The following is a 19,377-nucleotide window of genomic DNA, read 5'->3' on the forward strand; positions in this document are numbered from 1 at the left end:
TGACGGAATTCACGCTGAGGAGGATGACAAACGGGGTAGGATAACGCCACTGTCTACTCTGTCGACCTCGGGACGTTTCATGAATTCTGTGCATTCAACCACCATTCGCGATGTGGCGAAGCGTGCGGGTGTGTCCGTCGCTACCGTCTCGCGAGTGTTGAACAACAGTGCCCTGACCAGCAAAGAGACCCGCGAACAGGTGCTGAAGGCGGTGGCGGAACTGGGTTATCGGCCAAACGCCAACGCGCAGGCATTGGCTACCCAGAGCAGTGAAACACTGGGCGTGGTGGTGATGGATGTCTCCGATCCGTTCTTCGGCGCGTTAGTGAAAGCGGTAGACACGGTGGCGCAGCAAAACCATAAATATCTGCTGATCGGCAACAGTTACCATCAGGCGGACAAAGAGCGTCATGCCATCGAGGTGCTGATCCGTCAACGCTGCAATGCCTTGATTGTTCATGCAAAAGCGTTAGATGACGCAGAACTGATCGCCTTTATGGATCAGATCCCGGGCATGGTGTTAATTAACAGAATTGTAACGGGCTATGAGCACCGCTGCGTTGGCCTGAACAATGTGTTTGGCGCTGAAGTTGCCATGCGCTTGCTGCTCTCGCAGGGGCATCAGCGGATCGGTTATCTGGGCTCCGATCACCCTATCGAAGACGGCCCGCTGCGCCAGCAAGGCTATAGCCAGGCGATGGCCGCAGCCGGTTTTTCCCCACCGGATAGCTGGCGGGCTTACGGCTCACCGGACCTACAAGGCGGTGAAACGGCAATGGTTGAACTGCTGGGCCGCAACCTGCACCTGAGCGCCGTGTTCGCCTATAACGACGCCATGGCCGCTGGCGCCATGGCGGTGCTGAAAGAAAACGGTATCACGGTACCACAGCATTTCTCGCTGGTGGGGTTTGATGATATCCCGATTGCCCGCTATACCAGCCCCAAGCTGACCACCATCCGTTATCCGATCGTTTCAATGGCCACCCTGGCTACCGAGCTGGCGCTCAAGGGCGCTGCCGGGCAGCTTGAACCGCAGGCTTCACACCTGTTTATGCCGACGCTGGTACGCCGCCATTCTGTCGCGCCGTGGCAAAGTGAGGCTTCGGTCACTCTCTGAACATTTAATATTGTGTAACCGTTTTCAATCTGTGAGAAAATTCACAGATTATTAACATAGTGCCGTCTATGCTCTAGTCGTTTTCCAGCGCAAAGGCTCTTGCCAGCCAAGCTTTTAATCTGGCGCTGACACAGCATCACAGGAATAACAAGCAACACGGATGACAGGAATTCTTTTGAAACTGCCACGCCCAACTGTGTGCATTGTGGCTAAAGGCTTAATACCGAGTACGACCCTCTACAAACCGGAGACAGACAATGAATAAGAAGGTTTTCACCCTGGCCGCGCTGGCCGCAAGCATGATGTTTGGCGCAGCTGCGCATGCTGATACCCGCATTGGCGTCACGATTTACAAATATGATGACAACTTTATGTCGGTGGTGCGCAAGGCGATCGAGAAAGATGCCAAAGCTTCTCCGGATGTCACGCTGCTGATGAATGACTCACAGAATGACCAGTCCAAGCAGAATGACCAGATCGACGTACTGATTGCCAAAGGCGTAAAAGCGCTGGCAATCAACCTGGTGGACCCAGCCGCCGCTCCGGTGGTGATTGACAAGGCACGTGCCAACGATATCCCGGTGGTGTTCTACAACAAAGAACCTTCCCGCAAGGCGTTGGATAGCTACGACAAAGCCTATTACGTTGGTACCGACTCTAAAGAGTCTGGCGTGATCCAGGGCGAACTGATTGCCAAACACTGGAAAGCCAACCCGGCCTGGGATCTGAACAAAGACGGCCAGATCCAATATGTGCTGTTGAAAGGTGAGCCGGGCCACCCGGATGCAGAAGCGCGTACCACCTACGTGATCAAAACGCTGAATGAAAAAGGCGATAAGACTCAGCAACTGCAGATGGACACCGCGATGTGGGATACCGCTCAGGCTAAAGACAAGATGGACGCCTGGTTATCTGGCCCTAATGCCAACAAGATCGAAGTGGTAATCGCCAACAACGATGCGATGGCAATGGGGGCGGTTGAAGCCCTGAAAGCTCATAACAAGAGCAGCATTCCGGTCTTTGGTGTCGATGCCCTGCCAGAAGCACTGGCAATGGTGAAATCCGGAGCGATGGCCGGTACCGTGCTGAACGATGCCGACAATCAGGCGAAGGCGACCTTTGATCTGGCGAAGAACCTGGCCGCGGGCAAACCTGCTGCTGACGGCACCCAATGGAAGATCGTCGATAAAATCGTGCGTATTCCTTACGTGGGTGTAGATAAAGATAACCTGTCTCAGTTCGTGAAATAAACCGAGATAGAGAGAAATGCCCCCACTGTTTTCTCAGTGGGGGAACTTATTAGAAGAACCCGTTAATTCTCCACTGCTGCAAGCCAGCTTGGGAGAGTGCTGGTTCCAGAATTAGCCAGGACTATTTATGGCCGAAAACTCTCGTGAGTGGCTACTGGAAATGACGGATATCAGTAAGTCGTTTCCTGGCGTAAAGGCATTAGACAAAGTGAATTTACGCGTACGTCCAAACTCCATTCATGCACTAATGGGGGAGAACGGCGCCGGAAAATCCACCTTATTAAAATGCCTGTTTGGCATTTATAAAAAAGACTCCGGCAGTATTCTGTTTCAGGGGCAGGAGGTCGATTTCAAAAGTTCCAAAGAGGCGTTGGAGCAGGGCGTTTCGATGGTACACCAGGAACTGAACCTGGTGTTGCAACGTACCGTGATGGACAACATGTGGCTGGGGCGCTACCCGACCAAAGGGCTGTTTGTCGATCAGGACAAGATGTACAAAGACACCAAGGAAATTTTCGACGAACTGGATATTGATATCGATCCCCGCGCCAAAGTCGGCACGCTGTCGGTATCCCAGATGCAGATGATCGAAATTGCCAAGGCGTTCTCCTACAACGCTAAAATTGTGATTATGGATGAGCCAACCTCTTCTCTGACCGAGAAGGAGGTGAATCATCTGTTCACCATTATCCGTAAGCTGAAAGAGCGTGGCTGCGGCATCGTGTATATCTCGCACAAGATGGAAGAGATCTTCCAGCTATGCGATGAAATCACCATTCTGCGCGACGGCCAATGGATCGCCACCCAGCCGCTGGAAGGGCTGGATATGGACAAGATTATCTCGATGATGGTTGGGCGCTCGCTGAGCCAGCGTTTCCCCGATCGTCAGAATACGCCGGGTGAGGTGATTTTAGAGGTGAAAGGCCTGACCTCTTTGCGCCAGCCTTCGATCCGCGATATCTCTTTCGATCTGCATCAGGGGGAGATCCTGGGCATTGCCGGGCTGGTGGGCGCCAAGCGTACCGACATTGTCGAAACCCTGTTTGGCATCCGCGAGAAGGTGGCTGGCACCATCAAGCTGCACGGTAAAAATATCAACAATAACAGTGCGAACGAAGCCATCAACCACGGTTTTGCCCTGGTGACGGAAGAACGTCGTTCCACCGGTATTTATGCTTATCTGGATATTGGCTTTAACTCGCTGATCTCCAATATCCGTCAATACAAAAACAAAATGGGCCTGCTGGATAACAGCCGGATGAAAAGCGACACCCAATGGGTGATCGATGCCATGCGGGTGAAAACGCCGGGCCACCATACCAATATCGGTTCGCTTTCCGGTGGTAATCAGCAAAAGGTGATCATTGGCCGCTGGCTGCTGACACAGCCGGAAATCCTGATGATGGATGAGCCAACGCGCGGTATCGACGTGGGGGCCAAGTTTGAAATTTACCAGTTAATGACCGAGTTGGCGAAGAAGGGCAAGGGGATCATTATAATCTCTTCCGAAATGCCGGAGCTTTTGGGAATTACCGACAGAATATTGGTGATGAGTAATGGTCAGGTTGCGGGCATTGTGAATACCAAACAGACCTCGCAAAATGAAATATTGCGGCTAGCCTCCTTGCATCTTTAAGGATCGTAATTATGAGCGCACTGAATAAAAAAACCTTGTTCACCTATTTTAAAGAAGGTGGCATTTATCTGGTCCTGTTGGTGTTACTGGCGATTATTATTATCCAGGACCCGACCTTTTTAAGCCTGATGAACCTGAGTAATATCCTGACCCAATCCTCGGTGCGTATTATCATTGCGCTGGGCGTGGCCGGGCTGATCGTCACGCAGGGGACAGACCTTTCCGCCGGGCGTCAGGTAGGGTTGGCAGCGGTAATTGCCGCGACCCTGCTGCAATCGATGGATAACGTCAACAAAGTGTTCCCACATATGGAAACCTGGTCGATCCCGCTGGTGATCTTGCTGGTTTGCGCCGTGGGCGCGGTGATTGGCCTGGTCAACGGCTTGATTATCGCCTACCTCAACGTGACGCCGTTTATCACCACGTTGGGCACCATGATCATTGTTTATGGGATTAACTCCCTGTATTACGATTACGTGGGCGCTTCACCGGTGGCCGGTTTCGATCCGAAATTCTCCACCTTTGCCCAAGGGTTCTTGCGATTCGGTGACTTCAAGCTGTCATATATCACCTTCTACGCCATTATTGCGATCGCCTTTGTCTGGGTGCTGTGGAATAAAACCCGCTTCGGAAAGAATATCTTCGCCATCGGTGGTAACCCGGAAGCGGCGAAAGTCTCTGGCGTCAACGTCCCGCTGAACCTGATCATGATTTATGCGCTGTCCGGGGTGTTCTATGCCTTTGGCGGTTTACTGGAAGCGGGGCGTATCGGTAGCGCCACCAACAACCTCGGCTTTATGTATGAACTGGATGCTATCGCGGCCTGTGTGGTCGGCGGGGTGTCGTTCGCCGGAGGGGTCGGTACGGTGCTGGGCGTGGTGACCGGGGTGATCATCTTTACCGTCATCAACTATGGCCTGACCTATATCGGCGTGAACCCTTACTGGCAGTACATCATCAAGGGTAGCATTATCATCTTCGCGGTAGCGCTGGACTCCCTGAAGTACGCCAAGAAAAAATAAGGCTGTTTTATGCTTTACGATAACGGCCAGCATCTGCTGGCCGTTTGCTTTTGCTATGTCACACGGCAGAGATGCTATCTTATTGTTATTCCAGTCGTCGCTGTTCCCCCTCACCCCAGCCCTCTCCCCAAAAAGGAGAGGGGGCAGAACGGAGCTGCGTTCAGGGACAGGAGTTTATTTGTGGCCATGCTGCGCTCGCTTAAGCATTTGGTGTTGTAGTCAGACGCAGGGGGTTAATCTGTGGCACGTACGGTCCCCTCTCCCTTTGGGAGAGGGTTAGGGTGAGGGGCATTCACTTCAGCTCTTCTGCTGCTGAGCCTTAAGCTTTTCTGCCGCCAGCTTGTGCTCCAGTTCCACCAACTGCTCCGGAGACACGGCCGGGTAACCCGGGGCATCTTCCGGCACCTTATGCATCGCAGATATCGGAATTAATGGGCCAAGGAAGCGGGGCTCACGCTTGAGGATATACAGATCGGTCAAGGCTCCCAGGCGAGCAAAGATCTCGCGCACGCGTACCGTCATCATGTTTTTTGGCGAAGGTACCGCATAGCATTGCGCCTGGATGCCCATATGCAGGGCGATAAACAGGGCGCGCTCGCAGTGGAAACGCTGGGTGATGATGATAAAGTCGTTGGTATCGAACACCTTGCGCGTACGGACGATGGAGTCGAGGGTACGGAAACCGGCATAGTCGAGCACGATATCGCTAGGCGCAACGCCAGCGGCCAGCAAATCGCGGCGCATGGTCATCGGTTCGTTGTAGCTTTGCTGGGCATTATCGCCGCTCAGCAGCAGATACTTCACCTTGCCGCTGTTATAGGCGTTGATCGCCCCTTGAATACGGTAGCGGTAATATTGGTTAAGCACTCCGGTACGGTAATATTTGGAGGTGCCAAGCACCACCCCCACCTGACGGTGTGGTAGCGTTTGCATTTCTTCGTAAATGTAAGGCGCGGTTTTCCAACTTATCCAGCGATCGAGCGCGATAGCCGACAGCATCAGCACCGAAATGATGATGAACAGGCTAATTATCAGGCGTTTCCACATGTTGATGCCTTGCGCGAACGAGGGCTAAAGTAAGACTCAAGGCTACTTTACCTGCTCGGCAGACGCAAGCGGCGTGCCGTTTAGCGCAGGTATTACGCTGCATTTTTCAGCAAAATCTGGTCTTGGCGTGATAACCGGGCCTGACTAACAGGCCCGGTGAGGAACTTAGAACGATGTACGCTTGTAGATACGATACTGCGGGCGCCAGAAGTTGTGCTCAATGGCTTTAGACAACGCTTCTTCCGACGTCACCACTGCTACACCCTGCAACTGAGCGGCTTTGCCCACTTCCATCGCGATGCATTTGGATACGCCCTGAATATCATCGATATTCGGCAGCAGTGCGCCGTGGCCGTCGGTAGCCAGCGGAGAGCAGTCGGCCAGGGCACGGCTGGCGGCCATCAGCATGGCATCGGTGACCCGTTTTGCCCCAGCAGCCAGTACGCCAAGGCCAATCCCCGGGAAGATATAGGAGTTGTTGCACTGGGCAATTGGGAATAGCTGGTCTTTATAGGTTACCGGTGAGAACGGGCTGCCGGTGGCCACCAGTGCGGCACCGTCGGTCCAGTTGATGATATCTTCTGGACGGGCTTCCACGCGAGAGGTTGGGTTGGACAGCGGCATCACGATCGGGCGCGGGCAATGCTTGTGCATCTCACGGATCAGCTCTTCGGTAAACAGCCCCGGCTGGCCAGAGACGCCGATCAGCACGGTCGGCTTGGCGTTGTGTACCACTTCCAGCAGGGAGATCGCATCGCTCTCCACCTGCCATTGATCCAGATTGGCACTTTTCTGCACCAGCTTGCTCTGGAAATCGAGCAGGTTCGGCAACTTATCCGTTAGCAGGCCAAAACGGTCAACCATAAACACGCGAGAGCGGGCTTCTTCTTCGCTCAACCCTTCGGATTTCATCTGGGCGATGATCTGCTCGGCAATACCACAACCTGCGGAACCGGCCCCCAGGAAGGCAACGGTTTGATCGCGCAATTGGCTGCCAGCGGCACGGCTGGCGGCAATCAGGCTGCCCAGCGTCACGGCGGCGGTGCCTTGGATATCGTCGTTAAAGCAGCACAGCTCATCACGATAGCGATTAAGCAGCGGCGTGGCGTTGTTCTGGGCGAAATCTTCAAACTGCAACAGCACGTTCGGCCAACGGCGTTTCACCGCCTGGATGAACTCTTCCACAAAGGCGTGATATTCATCGCCAGAAATACGCGGATGCCGCCACCCCATGTAGAGCGGATCGTTCAGGCGTTGCGGGTTGTTGGTGCCCACGTCCAGCACCACCGGCAAGGTATAGGCCGGGCTGATGCCGCCACAGGCGGTGTACAGAGAGAGTTTACCGATTGGAATACCCATGCCCCCGATGCCCTGGTCGCCCAGGCCAAGGATGCGTTCCCCGTCGGTGACCACAATCACCTTAACGTTCTGCTTGGTGGCGTTTTGCAGCATATCGTCGATACGATCGCGGTTAGGGTAGGAAATGAACAGCCCACGCGCGCGGCGATAGATATCGGAGAAATGCTCACAGGCTTCACCCACGGTTGGCGTATAGATGATGGGCATCATCTCGCTCAGGTGCGAATCCAGCAGGCGATAGAACAGCGTTTCGTTGGTGTCCTGGATATTGCGCAGGTAGATGTGCTTGTCGTTATCGTTCTTGAAATCCTGATACTGCCGGTAAGCGCGTTCCACCTGTTCTTCGATGGTTTCTATCGCTTCCGGTAGCAGGCCGTGCAGGTTGAAGTTACTGCGTTCTTCTTCAGAAAAGGCGCTGCCTTTGTTCAGTAACGGGAACTCCAACAGAATGGGGCCAGCGTAGGGGATGTAGAGAGGGCGTTTGCTTTCGTATTCCAGTTCCATCAGTTTTACTCTTTGCCTAGGGTAAGCTTTATTACTGCCGATCCTAAGATATCGGCAAAATATGTACAGCATTTGTTAGTAAATAATGAGGAATTGTCGCTTGTTGCTGGTTTTTTAGCCGGATTGCGGCGGAGCACGGTGGCTCCGCCTGAGGGATCAGAAGGTGACGCGTTGGACGGCTTCGCAGCCCAAGGCCGCCAAGGTGGCGCGGGTGGCATCCCACTGGGTCAGGATTGCGCCTTCCGCTTCTGCCAATACGGCACGGCGGATTTGCTGGCAATCACCACCGGAGACATTCATCAGGATCAGCGCGGCCTGCAATGGCGGCAGGCTAGGGTTGAACGCGGCGTTTTCTGCATAGCGGCCAGCGTAAACTTTGCCGTCTTCGGCTTCCAGCGCTACGCCACTATGGGCGGTGCTGTAAGGAGCATGGCTGCGGTTGGCGGCATCCAGGGCAGCTTTCGCCAATTCATCATCCAGCGTCAGTTGGAAACCGTGATCGACCGGATCCATCAGCAACTCGCTGATTTGCAGATCTTTCGGGCCGAAGGAGTAAGGCAGGTAATCGCCCAGCGTGGCGGTTGCCCGTGCAGGCAAGTGGATCTCCAACTCGGTGCCGCTGTTAAGCTCATTCATAAACTGGCGGCAGTGGCCGCATGGCGAGTAGTTGACGGTGACCGCGACCAGCTTGGCTTCGCCACGCAGCCAGGCATGCGTGACAGCGCACTGTTCCGCGTGCACGGTTTGTTGCATAGGTGCACCACGGAATTCCATGTTGCCACCAAAATACCAGTTGCCACTGACGCCACGCGCCACAGCCCCCACGTGGAAATGCGAAATCGGCGTTAACGAGCAGGCAGCCGCCAATGGCAGCAGAGCAAAGGCCAGAGCATCGTCATCCAACCCGCACTGTTGCTTGATCGCCGCAATCTGCTCGGCCTTGAACATGGCTGCGAAATCAGGCGCATCTAAATAAGGCAGCAGGGCGGATTGCAAGGCCGCAGGCAATTCGCTGTAGGCGGAGTGAAAGCGAGAATGCATAAGGAAGTCTCTCAACAAGTTAACGGGTTAACATTCTAGGCAACCGGCCCACAACAAAATGTGATTTGCATCTATTTTTTAATGAAACAGATGCAATGAAACTTATAAATGCGAGATGTATCGCAGGTTTTAAGCCGTTACCCAAACAGCCGCAGCAGTATCGGGAACACAAACGGCGCGGTCAGCGAAGTGATAATCCCGCAGATGACTAGAGCCAGCGAACTGAATGCGCCCTGTTGGTAATCCATTTCTACGCAGCGTGCTGTACCCAACGCATGCGAAGCGGTGCCCATCGCCAAACCGCGCGATGAATTGGTGTTGATCCGCAACAGACTCAGCAGCGAATGGCCGAAGACCGCCCCCAGAATACCGACAAAAATCACGCACACCGCGCTGATGGCCGGGATGCCGCCAATCGACTCGGCTACTGCCATGGCTATCGGGGTCGTCACCGATTTTGGCAAAATCGAGGCGGCAATTTCGGGTTTGGCTCCCATTAGCAGAGCAATGGCACCGCCGCTGATCATCGCGGTCATGCTGCCAATAAAGCAGACGGTGATGATGGATTTCCAACGCGCGCGGATCTGATGGATCTGCTCGTATAGCGGAAAGGCAAGGGCGACCACCGCCGGTTGCAGCAGATCGTTGAGGATTTTGCTGCCTTGAAAGTAGCGTTCATAAGGAATGCCGGTCAGCAACAGCAGCGGGATAATCACCGCCATTGAGACCAATAATGGGTTCAGTAACGGCATGTGGAGCTTTTGCGCCAGCTTGCGTGCCGCGTAAAATACCACCAGGGTCAGCGGTAAAGACCACCAGATATTTTGCATCATTGCTCATCCTCCGCATTTTTTGCTTTACCGAGGATGGGGCGCTCGCGGTGGAAGTAATGTGAAGTATAGCCAACCACCACAAACACCAGCAGCGTACTGATCAGGCAAGACACAATCAGCGGAGCCAGATCGTCAACTATCTGGTCGTAATACTTCATGATGCCGACGCCGATTGGCACAAACAGCAGCACCATATAGCGGATAAACAGATGGCAGCCAGGCTTGACCCATTTGGCCGGTAGAATTTGTGAGGAGAGCAGGGCAAACAGGATCAACATCCCGATAATGCTGCCGGGTATGGCGATCGGCAACAGCGCCGCAATGGCGTTACCGGCGAACAGGCTAAGGTAGATCAGCACGATCGCCCTGACATATTTCCAACACAGGTTAAATAGGTTGCCCATAGTGCATTCTCGTTGATGTTGACGCATTCATCATACAATTAAACTGTGAGCTACGCCACAAAACGCATCATGAATTCTCGCTATGCCTATCATGCCATTTTGGCAAGATTGTGGCCCGCTTTAAGTGTAGCGGGCCAGGCTATTCCGCGCTGCTCAGGCTGGCAAGCGGCTTTTGCTGTTCCGCCAACCGATGGCCGAGGAAGAAGAACAGCAGGCTGAACAATGCAGCGGCGATCAACACCAGGAACATTACCGGCGGTGGCGCATAGCTCAGCAGGAAACCGCACATCACCGGGTTGATGGCCCCCCCCAGATTACTCAGGCTCTGCACGCCGTAATAGCTGCCTTTCAGGTGCGGCGGGGCGATAAAGTCGATAAACATATATTCAACCGGAATGACGATGATTTCCCCCAGGGTGAAAATCGCCATGGCCAGCACCCATAGCCATATCGAAAGGCCTGCCAGCATAAAGCCGATCAGCCCCAGGACGAAGAACAGCGTGCCCAGCATCAGCCAGCGCAGCATGTTGTCCTGGCGCATACCGCGACTCAGCAGATACTGCAGGGCGATCACGATGCAGGCGTTGACGATCATCACCACGCCAATCACTTTGTAAGCAAATTCGGCATCGCTAACGATGATCAGATACTGCGACAGATAGCCGGTAAATTGGCCAAACACCACCGCGCCTAACGTGCTGCCAAGGGTGAAATAAATCAGCCGCCGATCGCCGCGCAGCACATTCAACGTCTGGCGGAAGTTGAGAACCGACGGTGGAGTGTTGCCGGTGTCTTCTATCGGTGGCGATGGATAGCTGCGCAGGCGGAAGCTCAGGGTTATCACAGTCAGTAACGCCAACCCGCCAGACAGGTAGAATGGCAGCAGTGGGCTGTACCCGGCTACCATCACGCCCAATGATGAGCCGACGGCCCAGCCAACGTTCACCAGCGTATAGTTGATCGAGAACGCCTTGATACGTTGGTTTACCGGCAGCCAACTGGCAAAGCAGGCCTTGATGGCGATGCTGAGCACCGCATAGGCAGTATGTAAGATGGCTAGCACCAAGATAACGCCAGCGGGATGCGTGACCCATGGGATAGCAAAAAAGCTCAGCGAAAATAGCAGGATGGCGAGCAGGATCAGCGGATTTTTATTAAAGCGATCGACCAGATAGCCGCCATAAAAGCTGCTGATGATACCGATAGTCAGGCTGACGCCCAAGATAATGCCCACGCTTTTCGGCAGCAGGTGGAAGTGCTCGGTCAGGTAAATGGTGATAAAGGGCAGCGTGACGCCACGGCCTATGGTCAGCACCAGCGAACTTGCCAGCAATATCTTAATCAGTGGGGGGAATCCCTTCATAACCAAACCTGTTGATGCATACAGTTATTACGCCAGTGCAACTACAGTAGCTTATTTTGTGATGCAGAGAAGGGGGGAACGGAAAAATTGTTTAAAAAAAAGAGGCTACGTCTGTAGCCCCTCGGTAAAACAGCATTATTTACCGGATTTAGCCTGCAGGGTGGCAAACCAGGGTTGGATGAAATCTTCGCTGCTGCCCCAGCCTGGAATAATTTTACTCAGTGAGGCTACGTTGATTGGTCCAGTCTGGCTGACCAGTAAGGCCTGCGGGATGGCGGCGGCTTTAAACTGATAGGTGGCAGGCGTTGGCTCACCCGCCAGCTTGTTGGCAATCAGGCGTAGGTTGACGGCCCCGATCAGCTTGGTATCTACCGCAACGCTGACCTTCCACGGGCTACCGGCTTCGCGCATCAGTTGCAGATCCTGGTTGGAGATATCGATGCTGTAGAGTTTGATCTCGGTGCGGCCATTTTCTTGCAGCGCCTTATAGGCTCCCTGGCTGAAGGCATCCCAGGTGCCCCAGATGGCATCAATTTTACCTTTCGGGTATTTGGCCAGCACCGCACCGACTTTATTGGCGGTATCGCCCTGGACGTCGGAAGATACCGCCCCGATCGATTCCAACTCATGAATACCCGGATTTTGCTTGAGCAACTGCTGGTAAGCGGCATGGCGGCGCTCCATCGGCGGGAAGCCTGCAACCCACAGCTTGATAATGTTGGCCTTGCCGTCGAAATCTTTAATCAGCTGGCCGAAGGATTCATTGGCCAGCGAGGCATCATCCTGTTGGGAAACGGTGACGCCGGGGATCTCGCCGCTAACGTCGGTATCAAAGGCCGACACCGCGATACCTGCCGCAGCGATGCGCTTGACCAGATCGGTGGAATAGGGCGCGCGGCCTTGAGAAAGAATGATGCCGTCATACTTTTGGCTGATGGCCTGGTTAACGAAGTCCTGAAAACGCGCGTCATCACCGTTGCTCAGGAAGGTATCCACCTTGAAACCGAGCTTGCGCCCCTCCTGGATTGCTCCGGCCAAAAACTGGGTGGTGTTGTCATCGGAACCCAGATTACGGATCACCGCGACGCGGATCTGCCCTTGATGCTGGGCAATCGCGTCAGGAACGGGGGCAAGCGTGGCTTCAGCGGCCAGCAGGGGCAGGCTGGTCAGCAGGCTGAGGGCGAGCAGTGAGGTCTTTATCATTTTCATTATTGGCTCCGAAGCAGGTGAAGAGTTCCCGGTAAAATTGGATGTATGGCTGTCTTTATGTCTAGATGTCTATTCTGTGCGATGCAGCATCATAACCAGATGCCCGGCAATTGGGAATCCACCGGCTTATGAATTTTTCTCAGGTGTTATAACGATTGGTTTGGATGGGGTGCGCAGTCTTGGCAGGAGCCGGGAGATCGACGGTGCTGGTAGCAGTAATCTTGGCTGATGAAGAATGCAATCACGCTGATTAAGGCGCGCCGTTTAAGATCTGATATGACCGAGGCAGAACAAGCCTTGTGGCTACAGCTGCGCAATCGCCGCTTGGCGGGGTTTAAGTTTCGACGGCAATTTCCGGTTGGGCCTTTCATTGCCGATTTTGGGTGTTGGCAGGCGAAGCTGATTGTTGAGCTGGATGGTGGCCAGCATTCTGGACAGGTGGCTTATGACCAGCAGCGCACAAGCTTTCTAGAGCAGCAGGGTTTTACCGTGATTCGTTTTTGGAACGATGAAGTATTGCGCAATTGGGAGGGGGTGAGGCAGGTGATTTTATGGCATTGGCAGGATCGTGTTTCTCCTCATTTTAGCTTCTGAGATACCCCTCACCCAACCCTCTCCCGTAGGGCGAGGGAGCTGTCCGGAGCATATAGTTAGCCCGTGCTGCTTCGGTAGCTTAGGAAATTATGGGGTAAGAAGAAAGGTTGGGTATGACTCAGAGAAACCAGCGAACTCGATCAGTCCCCTCTCCCTGCGGGAGAGGGTTAGGGTGAGGGGACTTTGCTTGATATTACAAAAACTTATTTAACCTGCATACCAGGCTGTGCGCCGCTGTCCGGGCTGAGCAGGAAGATTTCCTTGCCGCCAGGGCCAGCCGCCATCACCATCCCTTCGGAAACGCCAAAGCGCATTTTACGCGGCGCCAGGTTGGCCACCATAATCGTCAAACGCCCTTCCAGCAGTGAAGGATCAGGGTAGGCAGAGCGAATACCAGAGAAGATCTGGCGTGATTCACCGCCCAGATCCAACTGCAGCTTCAGCAGCTTGTCGGAACCTTCAACAAACTCGGCGCTCTTGATCAGCGCGATACGCATATCGACCTTGGCGAAATCGTCAAAGCTGATGGTGTCCTGAATTGGATCGTCTGCCAGCGGGCCGCTGACAACTTTCTGGCTGGCGGCCAGATCTTCTTTTGATGCATTTACCATTTCATTCACTTTGTCGAGATCGATACGGTTGAACAACGCCTTGAAGGTGCTCACCTGATGGCCCAGCAGTGGCTGCTCAATGCCATCCCAGCTCAGTTCGCAGTTGAGGAACGCTTCGGCACGTTCGGTCAACGCAGGCAGTACCGGCTTCAGGTAGGTCATCAGCACGCGGAACAGGTTGATGCCCATTGAACAGATAGCTTGCAGATCGGCGTCGCGGCCTTCTTCTTTCGCTACTACCCAAGGAGCCTGCTCATCGACATAGCGGTTGGCCAGATCGGCCAGCGCCATGATTTCGCGGATCGCCCGGCTGGTTTCACGGCTGGCATAGGCCTGCGCAATGCTGGTGGCAGCATCAACAAAGGTCTGGTACAGCGCAGGGTCGGCCAGGTGGTCGGCTAACTGCCCGGCAAAACGCTTGTTGATGAAGCCAGCGTTACGGGAAGCCAGGTTGACCACTTTGTTCACGATATCCGCATTCACGCGCTGCACGAAGTCTTCCAGATTCAGGTCGATATCGTCGATGCGTGAAGAGAGCTTGGCGGCGTAGTAATAACGCAGGCAATCGGCATCCAGGTGCTTGAGGTAGGTGCCTGCTTTAATGAAGGTGCCGCGCGACTTGGACATCTTGGCGCCGTTCACCGTCACATAGCCGTGCACAAACAGGCTGGTAGGCTTGCGGAAATCGCTGCCTTCCAACATTGCCGGCCAGAACAGGCTGTGGAAGTAGACAATATCCTTACCGATGAAGTGATACAGCTCGGTAGTGGAGTCTTTACGCCAGAACTCGTCGAAATCCAGATCGCCGCGTTTGTCGCACAGGTTCTTGAACGAGCCCATGTAACCGATTGGTGCATCCAGCCAGACGTAGAAATACTTGCCTGGCGCATCCGGAATTTCGAAGCCGAAATACGGCGCATCGCGGGAGATATCCCACTGTTGCAGGCCGGATTCGAACCATTCCTGCATCTTGTTTGCCACCTGCTCTTGCAGCGCGCCGGAGCGTGTCCAGGCTTGCAGCATGTCGCTGAAAGCGGGCAGGTCGAAGAAATAGTGCTCAGAATCACGCATTTCCGGGGTAGCGCCGGAAACCACGGATTTAGGATCGATCAGCTCGGTTGGGCTGTAGGTTGCGCCACAAACTTCGCAGTTATCGCCATATTGGTCCGGAGATTTACATTTCGGGCAGGTGCCCTTCACAAAACGATCCGGCAGGAACATGCCTTTCTCGGGATCGTAAAGCTGAGAAATGGTGCGTCGCTTGATATGGCCGTTCTCTTTCAAGCGGCCATAGATCACACCTGACAGTTCACGGTTTTCTTCGCTATGGGTCGAATGATAATTCTCATAGCTGATGCCAAAACCGGCGAAATCCTGTTGGTGCTCGCGGCTCATTTCCGCGATCATCTCTTCTGGCGGGATACCCATCTGCTGTGCTTTGAGCATGATTGGCGTACCGTGCGCGTCATCCGCACAGATGAAATGAACTTCGTTGCCGCGCATTCGTTGGTAACGAACCCAGATATCTGCCTGGATGTGCTCGAGCATGTGGCCGAGATGGATGGAACCATTTGCGTACGGTAGCGCGCACGTCACCAATAATTTTTTCGCGACTTGAGCCATAATGAAAAGTTGCTTTCTTTAATGAGTGAAAAGGGTCTTTGATGTTACCCGATCGCGCTCTCTGCTGCTAGGGCGGTTTCTTTCGGGTTATACGAGCGAGTTACCCTGCAGTTCTGATATGCTTATCGGGTTGCTACCCATTCAAAATCAAGGAGCCGGGATGAACGCCAAATCCCCTGAGCAGACCAACCCTGAAGTTCTGCGCGCCCTGGTGACCGGAGTATTGGCCGCCTTCGAACACCCGACGTTAAAAAACAATCTGACCGCACTGAAAGCCATTCACCACTGCACGCTGCTGGACAATGTCCTGCATATCGAATTGGTCATGCCGTTTGCCTGGCAAAGCGGGTTCGAGGCGCTGAAAGAATCGGTGAGCGCCGAACTGCTGCGTGTGACCGGCGTTCAGGCTATCGAATGGAAGCTGAAGCACGATATCACCACCTTGAAGCGTGCCAACGACCAGGCCGGTGTGAAAGGTGTGCGTAACATTATTGCCGTCAGCTCCGGCAAAGGCGGTGTGGGGAAATCCAGTACCGCAGTCAACCTGGCACTGGCGCTGATCGCCGAAGGTGCCAAAGTGGGTATCCTGGATGCGGACATTTATGGCCCGTCGATCCCTAACATGCTGGGGACTGAACATGAACGCCCAACCTCGCCGGACGGCCAGCATATGGCTCCGATCATGGCGCACGGTTTAGCGACCAACTCTATCGGCTACCTGGTGACAGACGACAACGCCATGGTGTGGCGTGGGCCGATGGCCAGCAAGGCGCTGCTGCAACTGTTGCAGGATACGCTGTGGCCGGACCTGGATTATCTGGTGCTGGATATGCCGCCAGGCACCGGGGATATCCAACTGACCCTGTCGCAGAATATCCCGGTGACCGGGGCGCTGGTGGTGACGACACCACAGGATATCGCCCTGCTTGATGCCGCCAAAGGCATTGTGATGTTCGAAAAGGTGCATGTGCCGGTATTGGGCATCGTTGAGAACATGAGCATGCATGTGTGCAGCAACTGTGGTCATCACGAGCCTATTTTCGGCACCGGTGGGGCAGAGAAGCTGGTGCAGAAATACCATAGCCGCCTGTTGGGGCAGATGCCGTTGCATATCTCGTTGCGTGAAGATCTGGATCGCGGACAACCGACCGTGGTCAGCCGCCCGGACAGCGAGTTTGCCGAGATGTACCGTCAACTGGCGGGGCGCGTCGCGGCTCAGATGTATTGGCAGGGGGAAGCTATTCCTACCGAGATCTCCTTCCGCGCTCTGTGATTGCCCTGCATTAAATTGTTAGTTTAGTGCTCTCGTCCCCCTCTCACCCCAACCCTCTCCCACAGGGAGAGGGAGCTGATAGCCCCTGCTCTTTTGGAAGTAATAAGGTGATCAGGCAGCTCGACCGTCACTTTAACCAGGATGAGCAGGGTCAGTCAGCTGGTACTGATGAAGAATCACTACACTTTCAACCTAACTCGATCGGTTCCCTCTCCCTGTGGGAGAGGGCTAGGGTGAGGGGGCATTAACGACTCTGAGGTGCTGAAACCTGTGGTTTTTTGTGCAAATCAGCCCGGACAAAAGGTTTTTCTACCGGCGCAATGGTCACGGCAATCCTTTCCAGTAACCCCTGAGTCGGTGCCGCAGTGCCGGAATTGATCAGGACAAGGGGCAGCGCCAGCGTAACGGCAATTTTGCGGTAGGACAGCCGTGGTGGCTGCGTGCCACGTTGCAGCATTAAGAAAGTGCTGCTGACGATAAAGCCGAGTGCCAGACCGGTGATCACCTCAGAAGTGGAATGGGCGTGGATCACCAAACGTGAATAACCGACTACGGCGGCCAACAGATAGCCGGCGATCACCGCGGTGCGTCTGACGGGTGACGAGAAACGTCCACAGAGCAACCACAGCAAAACCGGCCAGATACTGGCAGACAGGGCCGAGTGGCCGCTGAACCCGGTAAAATCCCAGTGGCGGCTGCCGATGCCCCAGCCCATAAACGCCAGCTTCGATACGCAAACTACGGCACCCACGCCGCCAAACAGCAGCATCCATTGCCAGGTCGGTTTTCTGCTGGTGGGGGACAGGAGTAAAATAATAAAGACGATGGCTGCGCAGGGCAGCAGCAGCATGCTGTCACCAAAAAAAGTCAGAAAATGCCAGTTCATGTGCGGTTGTACTCTAAGAAATAGGATCGAAGACGGTCTTGATGATGGCGTGAATTGTACCCTGAGTCGCCGATTTGCAGTAGCGTAAAAAATCTTAAATCCCCCGGCAAAAGATACTCTCCATGTCAATTACGCCGGTTTGTGGGGATAATCTCCTGCCTTACCGTCTAAACGCTGGCGCCAAAGGCACTAACTCCCTATAATTAGCGTGTTTTACACCCCTTTCCCCACATTGAAACCAGGTCTTTAATTTTATGACTGACAAGTCGCATCAGTGCGTCATTATTGGTATAGCTGGCGCATCAGCCTCCGGAAAAAGCCTTATTGCCAGTACGTTATACCGCGAACTCCGCGATCAGGTTGGCGATCAACATATCGGTGTGATCCCGGAAGACAGTTACTACAAAGACCAGACGCACCTGACCATGGAAGAGCGGGTCAAAACCAACTATGACCACCCCAGCGCCATGGATCACAATCTGCTGTTCCAGCATCTGCAAATGCTGAAGTCCGGCCAGGCGATTGAGCTGCCGCTGTATAGCTACACCGAACATACGCGTAAGAAAGAGACGATCCATCTCGAGCCCAAGAAAGTCATCATCCTGGAAGGGATCCTGTTATTGACGGATATCCGCCTGCGCCAGGAAATGAACTTCTCGATCTTTGTCGATACCCCGCTGGATATTTGCCTGATGCGCCGTATGAAGCGCGACGTGAATGAGCGTGGCCGCTCCATGGATTCCGTGATGGCGCAGTACCAGAAAACCGTCCGCCCAATGTTCCTGCAGTTTATTGAGCCTTCAAAGCAATACGCCGATATTATCGTACCGCGCGGGGGTAAAAACCGTATCGCGATAGATATCCTGAAGGCAAAAATCAGCCAATTCTTTGAATAAGTCATTAACAGGCCAGCCTGTTTTTACTGGCCTTTAGCGAACTATTTGAGCCCCGACATAGACCTTGAGCCCGTTGTGTGGCAATTTTCGTATAAGTTTATGCGCCTTGATGGAATGGAGAAAATAATGAGACTGTGCGACCGCGATATCGAAGCCTGGCTGGATAACGGAAAACTGGTGATTTCACCGCGTCCTCCCATTGAGCGTATTAACGGGGCCACAGTGGATGTCCGTCTCGGCAATCAGTTCCGCGTGTTCCGTGGCCATACCGCTGCCTTTATCGATCTCAGTGGCCCAAAGGATGAAGTGAGCGCCGCCCTCGACCGCGTAATGAGCGATGAAATCGTGCTGCCGGAAGGCGAAGCCTTCTTCCTTCATCCAGGTGAACTGGCGCTGGCGGTAACGCTGGAGTCGGTCACCATTCCTAACGATCTGGTTGGCTGGCTCGATGGCCGCTCTTCGTTAGCCCGCCTGGGATTGATGGTGCATGTTACCGCACACCGTATCGATCCCGGTTGGCAAGGCTGTATTGTGCTGGAGTTCTATAATTCAGGTAAGCTGCCGTTGGCATTACGCCCTGGCATGTTGATCGGCGCGCTGAGTTTTGAACCGCTTTCCGGGCCTGCGGCACGGCCATACAATAGCCGCCAGGACGCGAAATACAGGGATCAGCAAGGGGCCGTGGCCAGTCGTATTGACAAGGATTAAC

17 protein-coding genes are annotated in these 19,377 nt (G+C 54.1%); 8 read left to right on the forward strand and 9 right to left on the reverse strand.

Annotated features, from left to right (window positions below; translation table 11 throughout):
- The first annotated feature begins 79 nt into the window (after nucleotides 1–79).
- The 4 genes from galS (at nucleotide 80) to mglC (ending at nucleotide 5,025) form a co-directional block, all read left to right on the forward strand.
- The gene (gene galS / locus A6U95_RS28135) at nucleotides 80–1,117 is read left to right on the forward strand and encodes an HTH-type transcriptional regulator GalS (protein WP_065686898.1); all 1,038 of its coding nucleotides are present in this window, start codon (nucleotides 80–82) and stop codon (nucleotides 1,115–1,117) included.
- 257 nt (nucleotides 1,118–1,374) lie between these two features.
- Nucleotides 1,375–2,367, forward strand: coding sequence for a galactose/glucose ABC transporter substrate-binding protein MglB (gene mglB / locus A6U95_RS28140; RefSeq protein WP_021180577.1), 993 nt, complete (start codon nucleotides 1,375–1,377; stop codon nucleotides 2,365–2,367).
- A gap of 127 nt (nucleotides 2,368–2,494) precedes the next feature.
- Nucleotides 2,495–4,003: a galactose/methyl galactoside ABC transporter ATP-binding protein MglA gene (mglA, locus tag A6U95_RS28145; RefSeq protein WP_024528554.1), complete on the forward strand. Its 1,509-nt coding sequence runs from the start codon at nucleotides 2,495–2,497 to the stop codon at nucleotides 4,001–4,003.
- Nucleotides 4,004–4,014: 11 nt separating this feature from the next.
- The gene (gene mglC, locus A6U95_RS28150; protein ID WP_021805061.1) at nucleotides 4,015–5,025 is read left to right on the forward strand and encodes a galactose/methyl galactoside ABC transporter permease MglC; all 1,011 of its coding nucleotides are present in this window, start codon (nucleotides 4,015–4,017) and stop codon (nucleotides 5,023–5,025) included.
- 297 nt (nucleotides 5,026–5,322) lie between these two features.
- Here mglC and sanA read toward each other — a convergent pair whose 3' ends face one another.
- The 7 genes from sanA to A6U95_RS28190 form a co-directional block, all read right to left on the reverse strand.
- Nucleotides 5,323–6,072 (reverse strand): outer membrane permeability protein SanA, encoded by a 750-nt coding sequence (sanA, locus tag A6U95_RS28160; RefSeq protein ID WP_065686900.1) that lies wholly within the window; start codon nucleotides 6,070–6,072, stop codon nucleotides 5,323–5,325.
- Between the two features lie 165 nt (nucleotides 6,073–6,237).
- Nucleotides 6,238–7,935: an NAD-dependent malic enzyme gene (locus A6U95_RS28165; RefSeq protein ID WP_065686901.1), complete on the reverse strand. Its 1,698-nt coding sequence runs from the start codon at nucleotides 7,933–7,935 to the stop codon at nucleotides 6,238–6,240.
- 156 nt (nucleotides 7,936–8,091) lie between these two features.
- Nucleotides 8,092–8,976 (reverse strand): cytidine deaminase, encoded by an 885-nt coding sequence (gene cdd, locus A6U95_RS28170; RefSeq protein WP_065686902.1) that lies wholly within the window; start codon nucleotides 8,974–8,976, stop codon nucleotides 8,092–8,094.
- 137 nt (nucleotides 8,977–9,113) lie between these two features.
- On the reverse strand, nucleotides 9,114–9,809 hold the full coding sequence (locus A6U95_RS28175) for a CidB/LrgB family autolysis modulator (RefSeq protein ID WP_021180583.1): 696 nt from the start codon (nucleotides 9,807–9,809) through the stop codon (nucleotides 9,114–9,116).
- A complete protein-coding gene (locus A6U95_RS28180) occupies nucleotides 9,806–10,213 on the reverse strand; it encodes a CidA/LrgA family protein (RefSeq protein ID WP_059200306.1) in 408 nt (135 codons plus the stop codon). The genes A6U95_RS28175 and A6U95_RS28180 overlap by 4 nt, the downstream gene beginning before the upstream one ends.
- Nucleotides 10,214–10,352: 139 nt before the next feature.
- Nucleotides 10,353–11,576 carry an MFS transporter gene (locus A6U95_RS28185; RefSeq protein ID WP_065686903.1) on the reverse strand — a complete coding sequence of 408 codons (1,224 nt, stop codon included), beginning with the start codon at nucleotides 11,574–11,576 and terminating at the stop codon, nucleotides 10,353–10,355.
- Nucleotides 11,577–11,711: 135 nt separating this feature from the next.
- Nucleotides 11,712–12,785, reverse strand: coding sequence for a sugar ABC transporter substrate-binding protein (locus A6U95_RS28190; protein WP_065686904.1), 1,074 nt, complete (start codon nucleotides 12,783–12,785; stop codon nucleotides 11,712–11,714).
- A 228-nt stretch (nucleotides 12,786–13,013) separates the two neighbouring features.
- On the opposite strand from A6U95_RS28190, the gene A6U95_RS30955 reads away from it, so the two are divergent.
- Nucleotides 13,014–13,379 (forward strand): endonuclease domain-containing protein, encoded by a 366-nt coding sequence (locus tag A6U95_RS30955; protein ID WP_065686905.1) that lies wholly within the window; start codon nucleotides 13,014–13,016, stop codon nucleotides 13,377–13,379.
- Nucleotides 13,380–13,582: 203 nt separating this feature from the next.
- Here the strand turns inward: A6U95_RS30955 and metG are convergent, their stop codons facing one another.
- Nucleotides 13,583–15,613 (reverse strand): methionine--tRNA ligase, encoded by a 2,031-nt coding sequence (metG, locus tag A6U95_RS28200; protein ID WP_024528561.1) that lies wholly within the window; start codon nucleotides 15,611–15,613, stop codon nucleotides 13,583–13,585.
- A 160-nt stretch (nucleotides 15,614–15,773) separates the two neighbouring features.
- On the opposite strand from metG, the gene apbC reads away from it, so the two are divergent.
- Nucleotides 15,774–16,886 carry an iron-sulfur cluster carrier protein ApbC gene (gene apbC, locus A6U95_RS28205; protein ID WP_021805051.1) on the forward strand — a complete coding sequence of 371 codons (1,113 nt, stop codon included), beginning with the start codon at nucleotides 15,774–15,776 and terminating at the stop codon, nucleotides 16,884–16,886.
- 244 nt (nucleotides 16,887–17,130) lie between these two features.
- Here the strand turns inward: apbC and A6U95_RS28210 are convergent, their stop codons facing one another.
- Entirely contained in the window at nucleotides 17,131–17,772 is a 642-nt protein-coding gene (locus A6U95_RS28210; protein ID WP_065686906.1) for a phosphatase PAP2 family protein, read from the reverse strand.
- A 254-nt stretch (nucleotides 17,773–18,026) separates the two neighbouring features.
- Between A6U95_RS28210 and udk the strand changes: the two genes are divergently transcribed.
- A complete protein-coding gene (gene udk, locus A6U95_RS28215) occupies nucleotides 18,027–18,668 on the forward strand; it encodes a uridine kinase (RefSeq protein ID WP_021180590.1) in 642 nt (213 codons plus the stop codon).
- A gap of 126 nt (nucleotides 18,669–18,794) precedes the next feature.
- Nucleotides 18,795–19,376, forward strand: coding sequence for a dCTP deaminase (gene dcd, locus A6U95_RS28220; RefSeq protein WP_024484888.1), 582 nt, complete (start codon nucleotides 18,795–18,797; stop codon nucleotides 19,374–19,376).
- Nucleotide 19,377 lies beyond the last annotated feature (1 nt).

The sequence above is a fragment of the Serratia sp. 14-2641 genome (assembly GCF_001692375.1).
In the GTDB taxonomy this organism is placed as follows: Bacteria; Pseudomonadota; Gammaproteobacteria; order Enterobacterales; family Enterobacteriaceae; genus Chania; species Chania fonticola_C.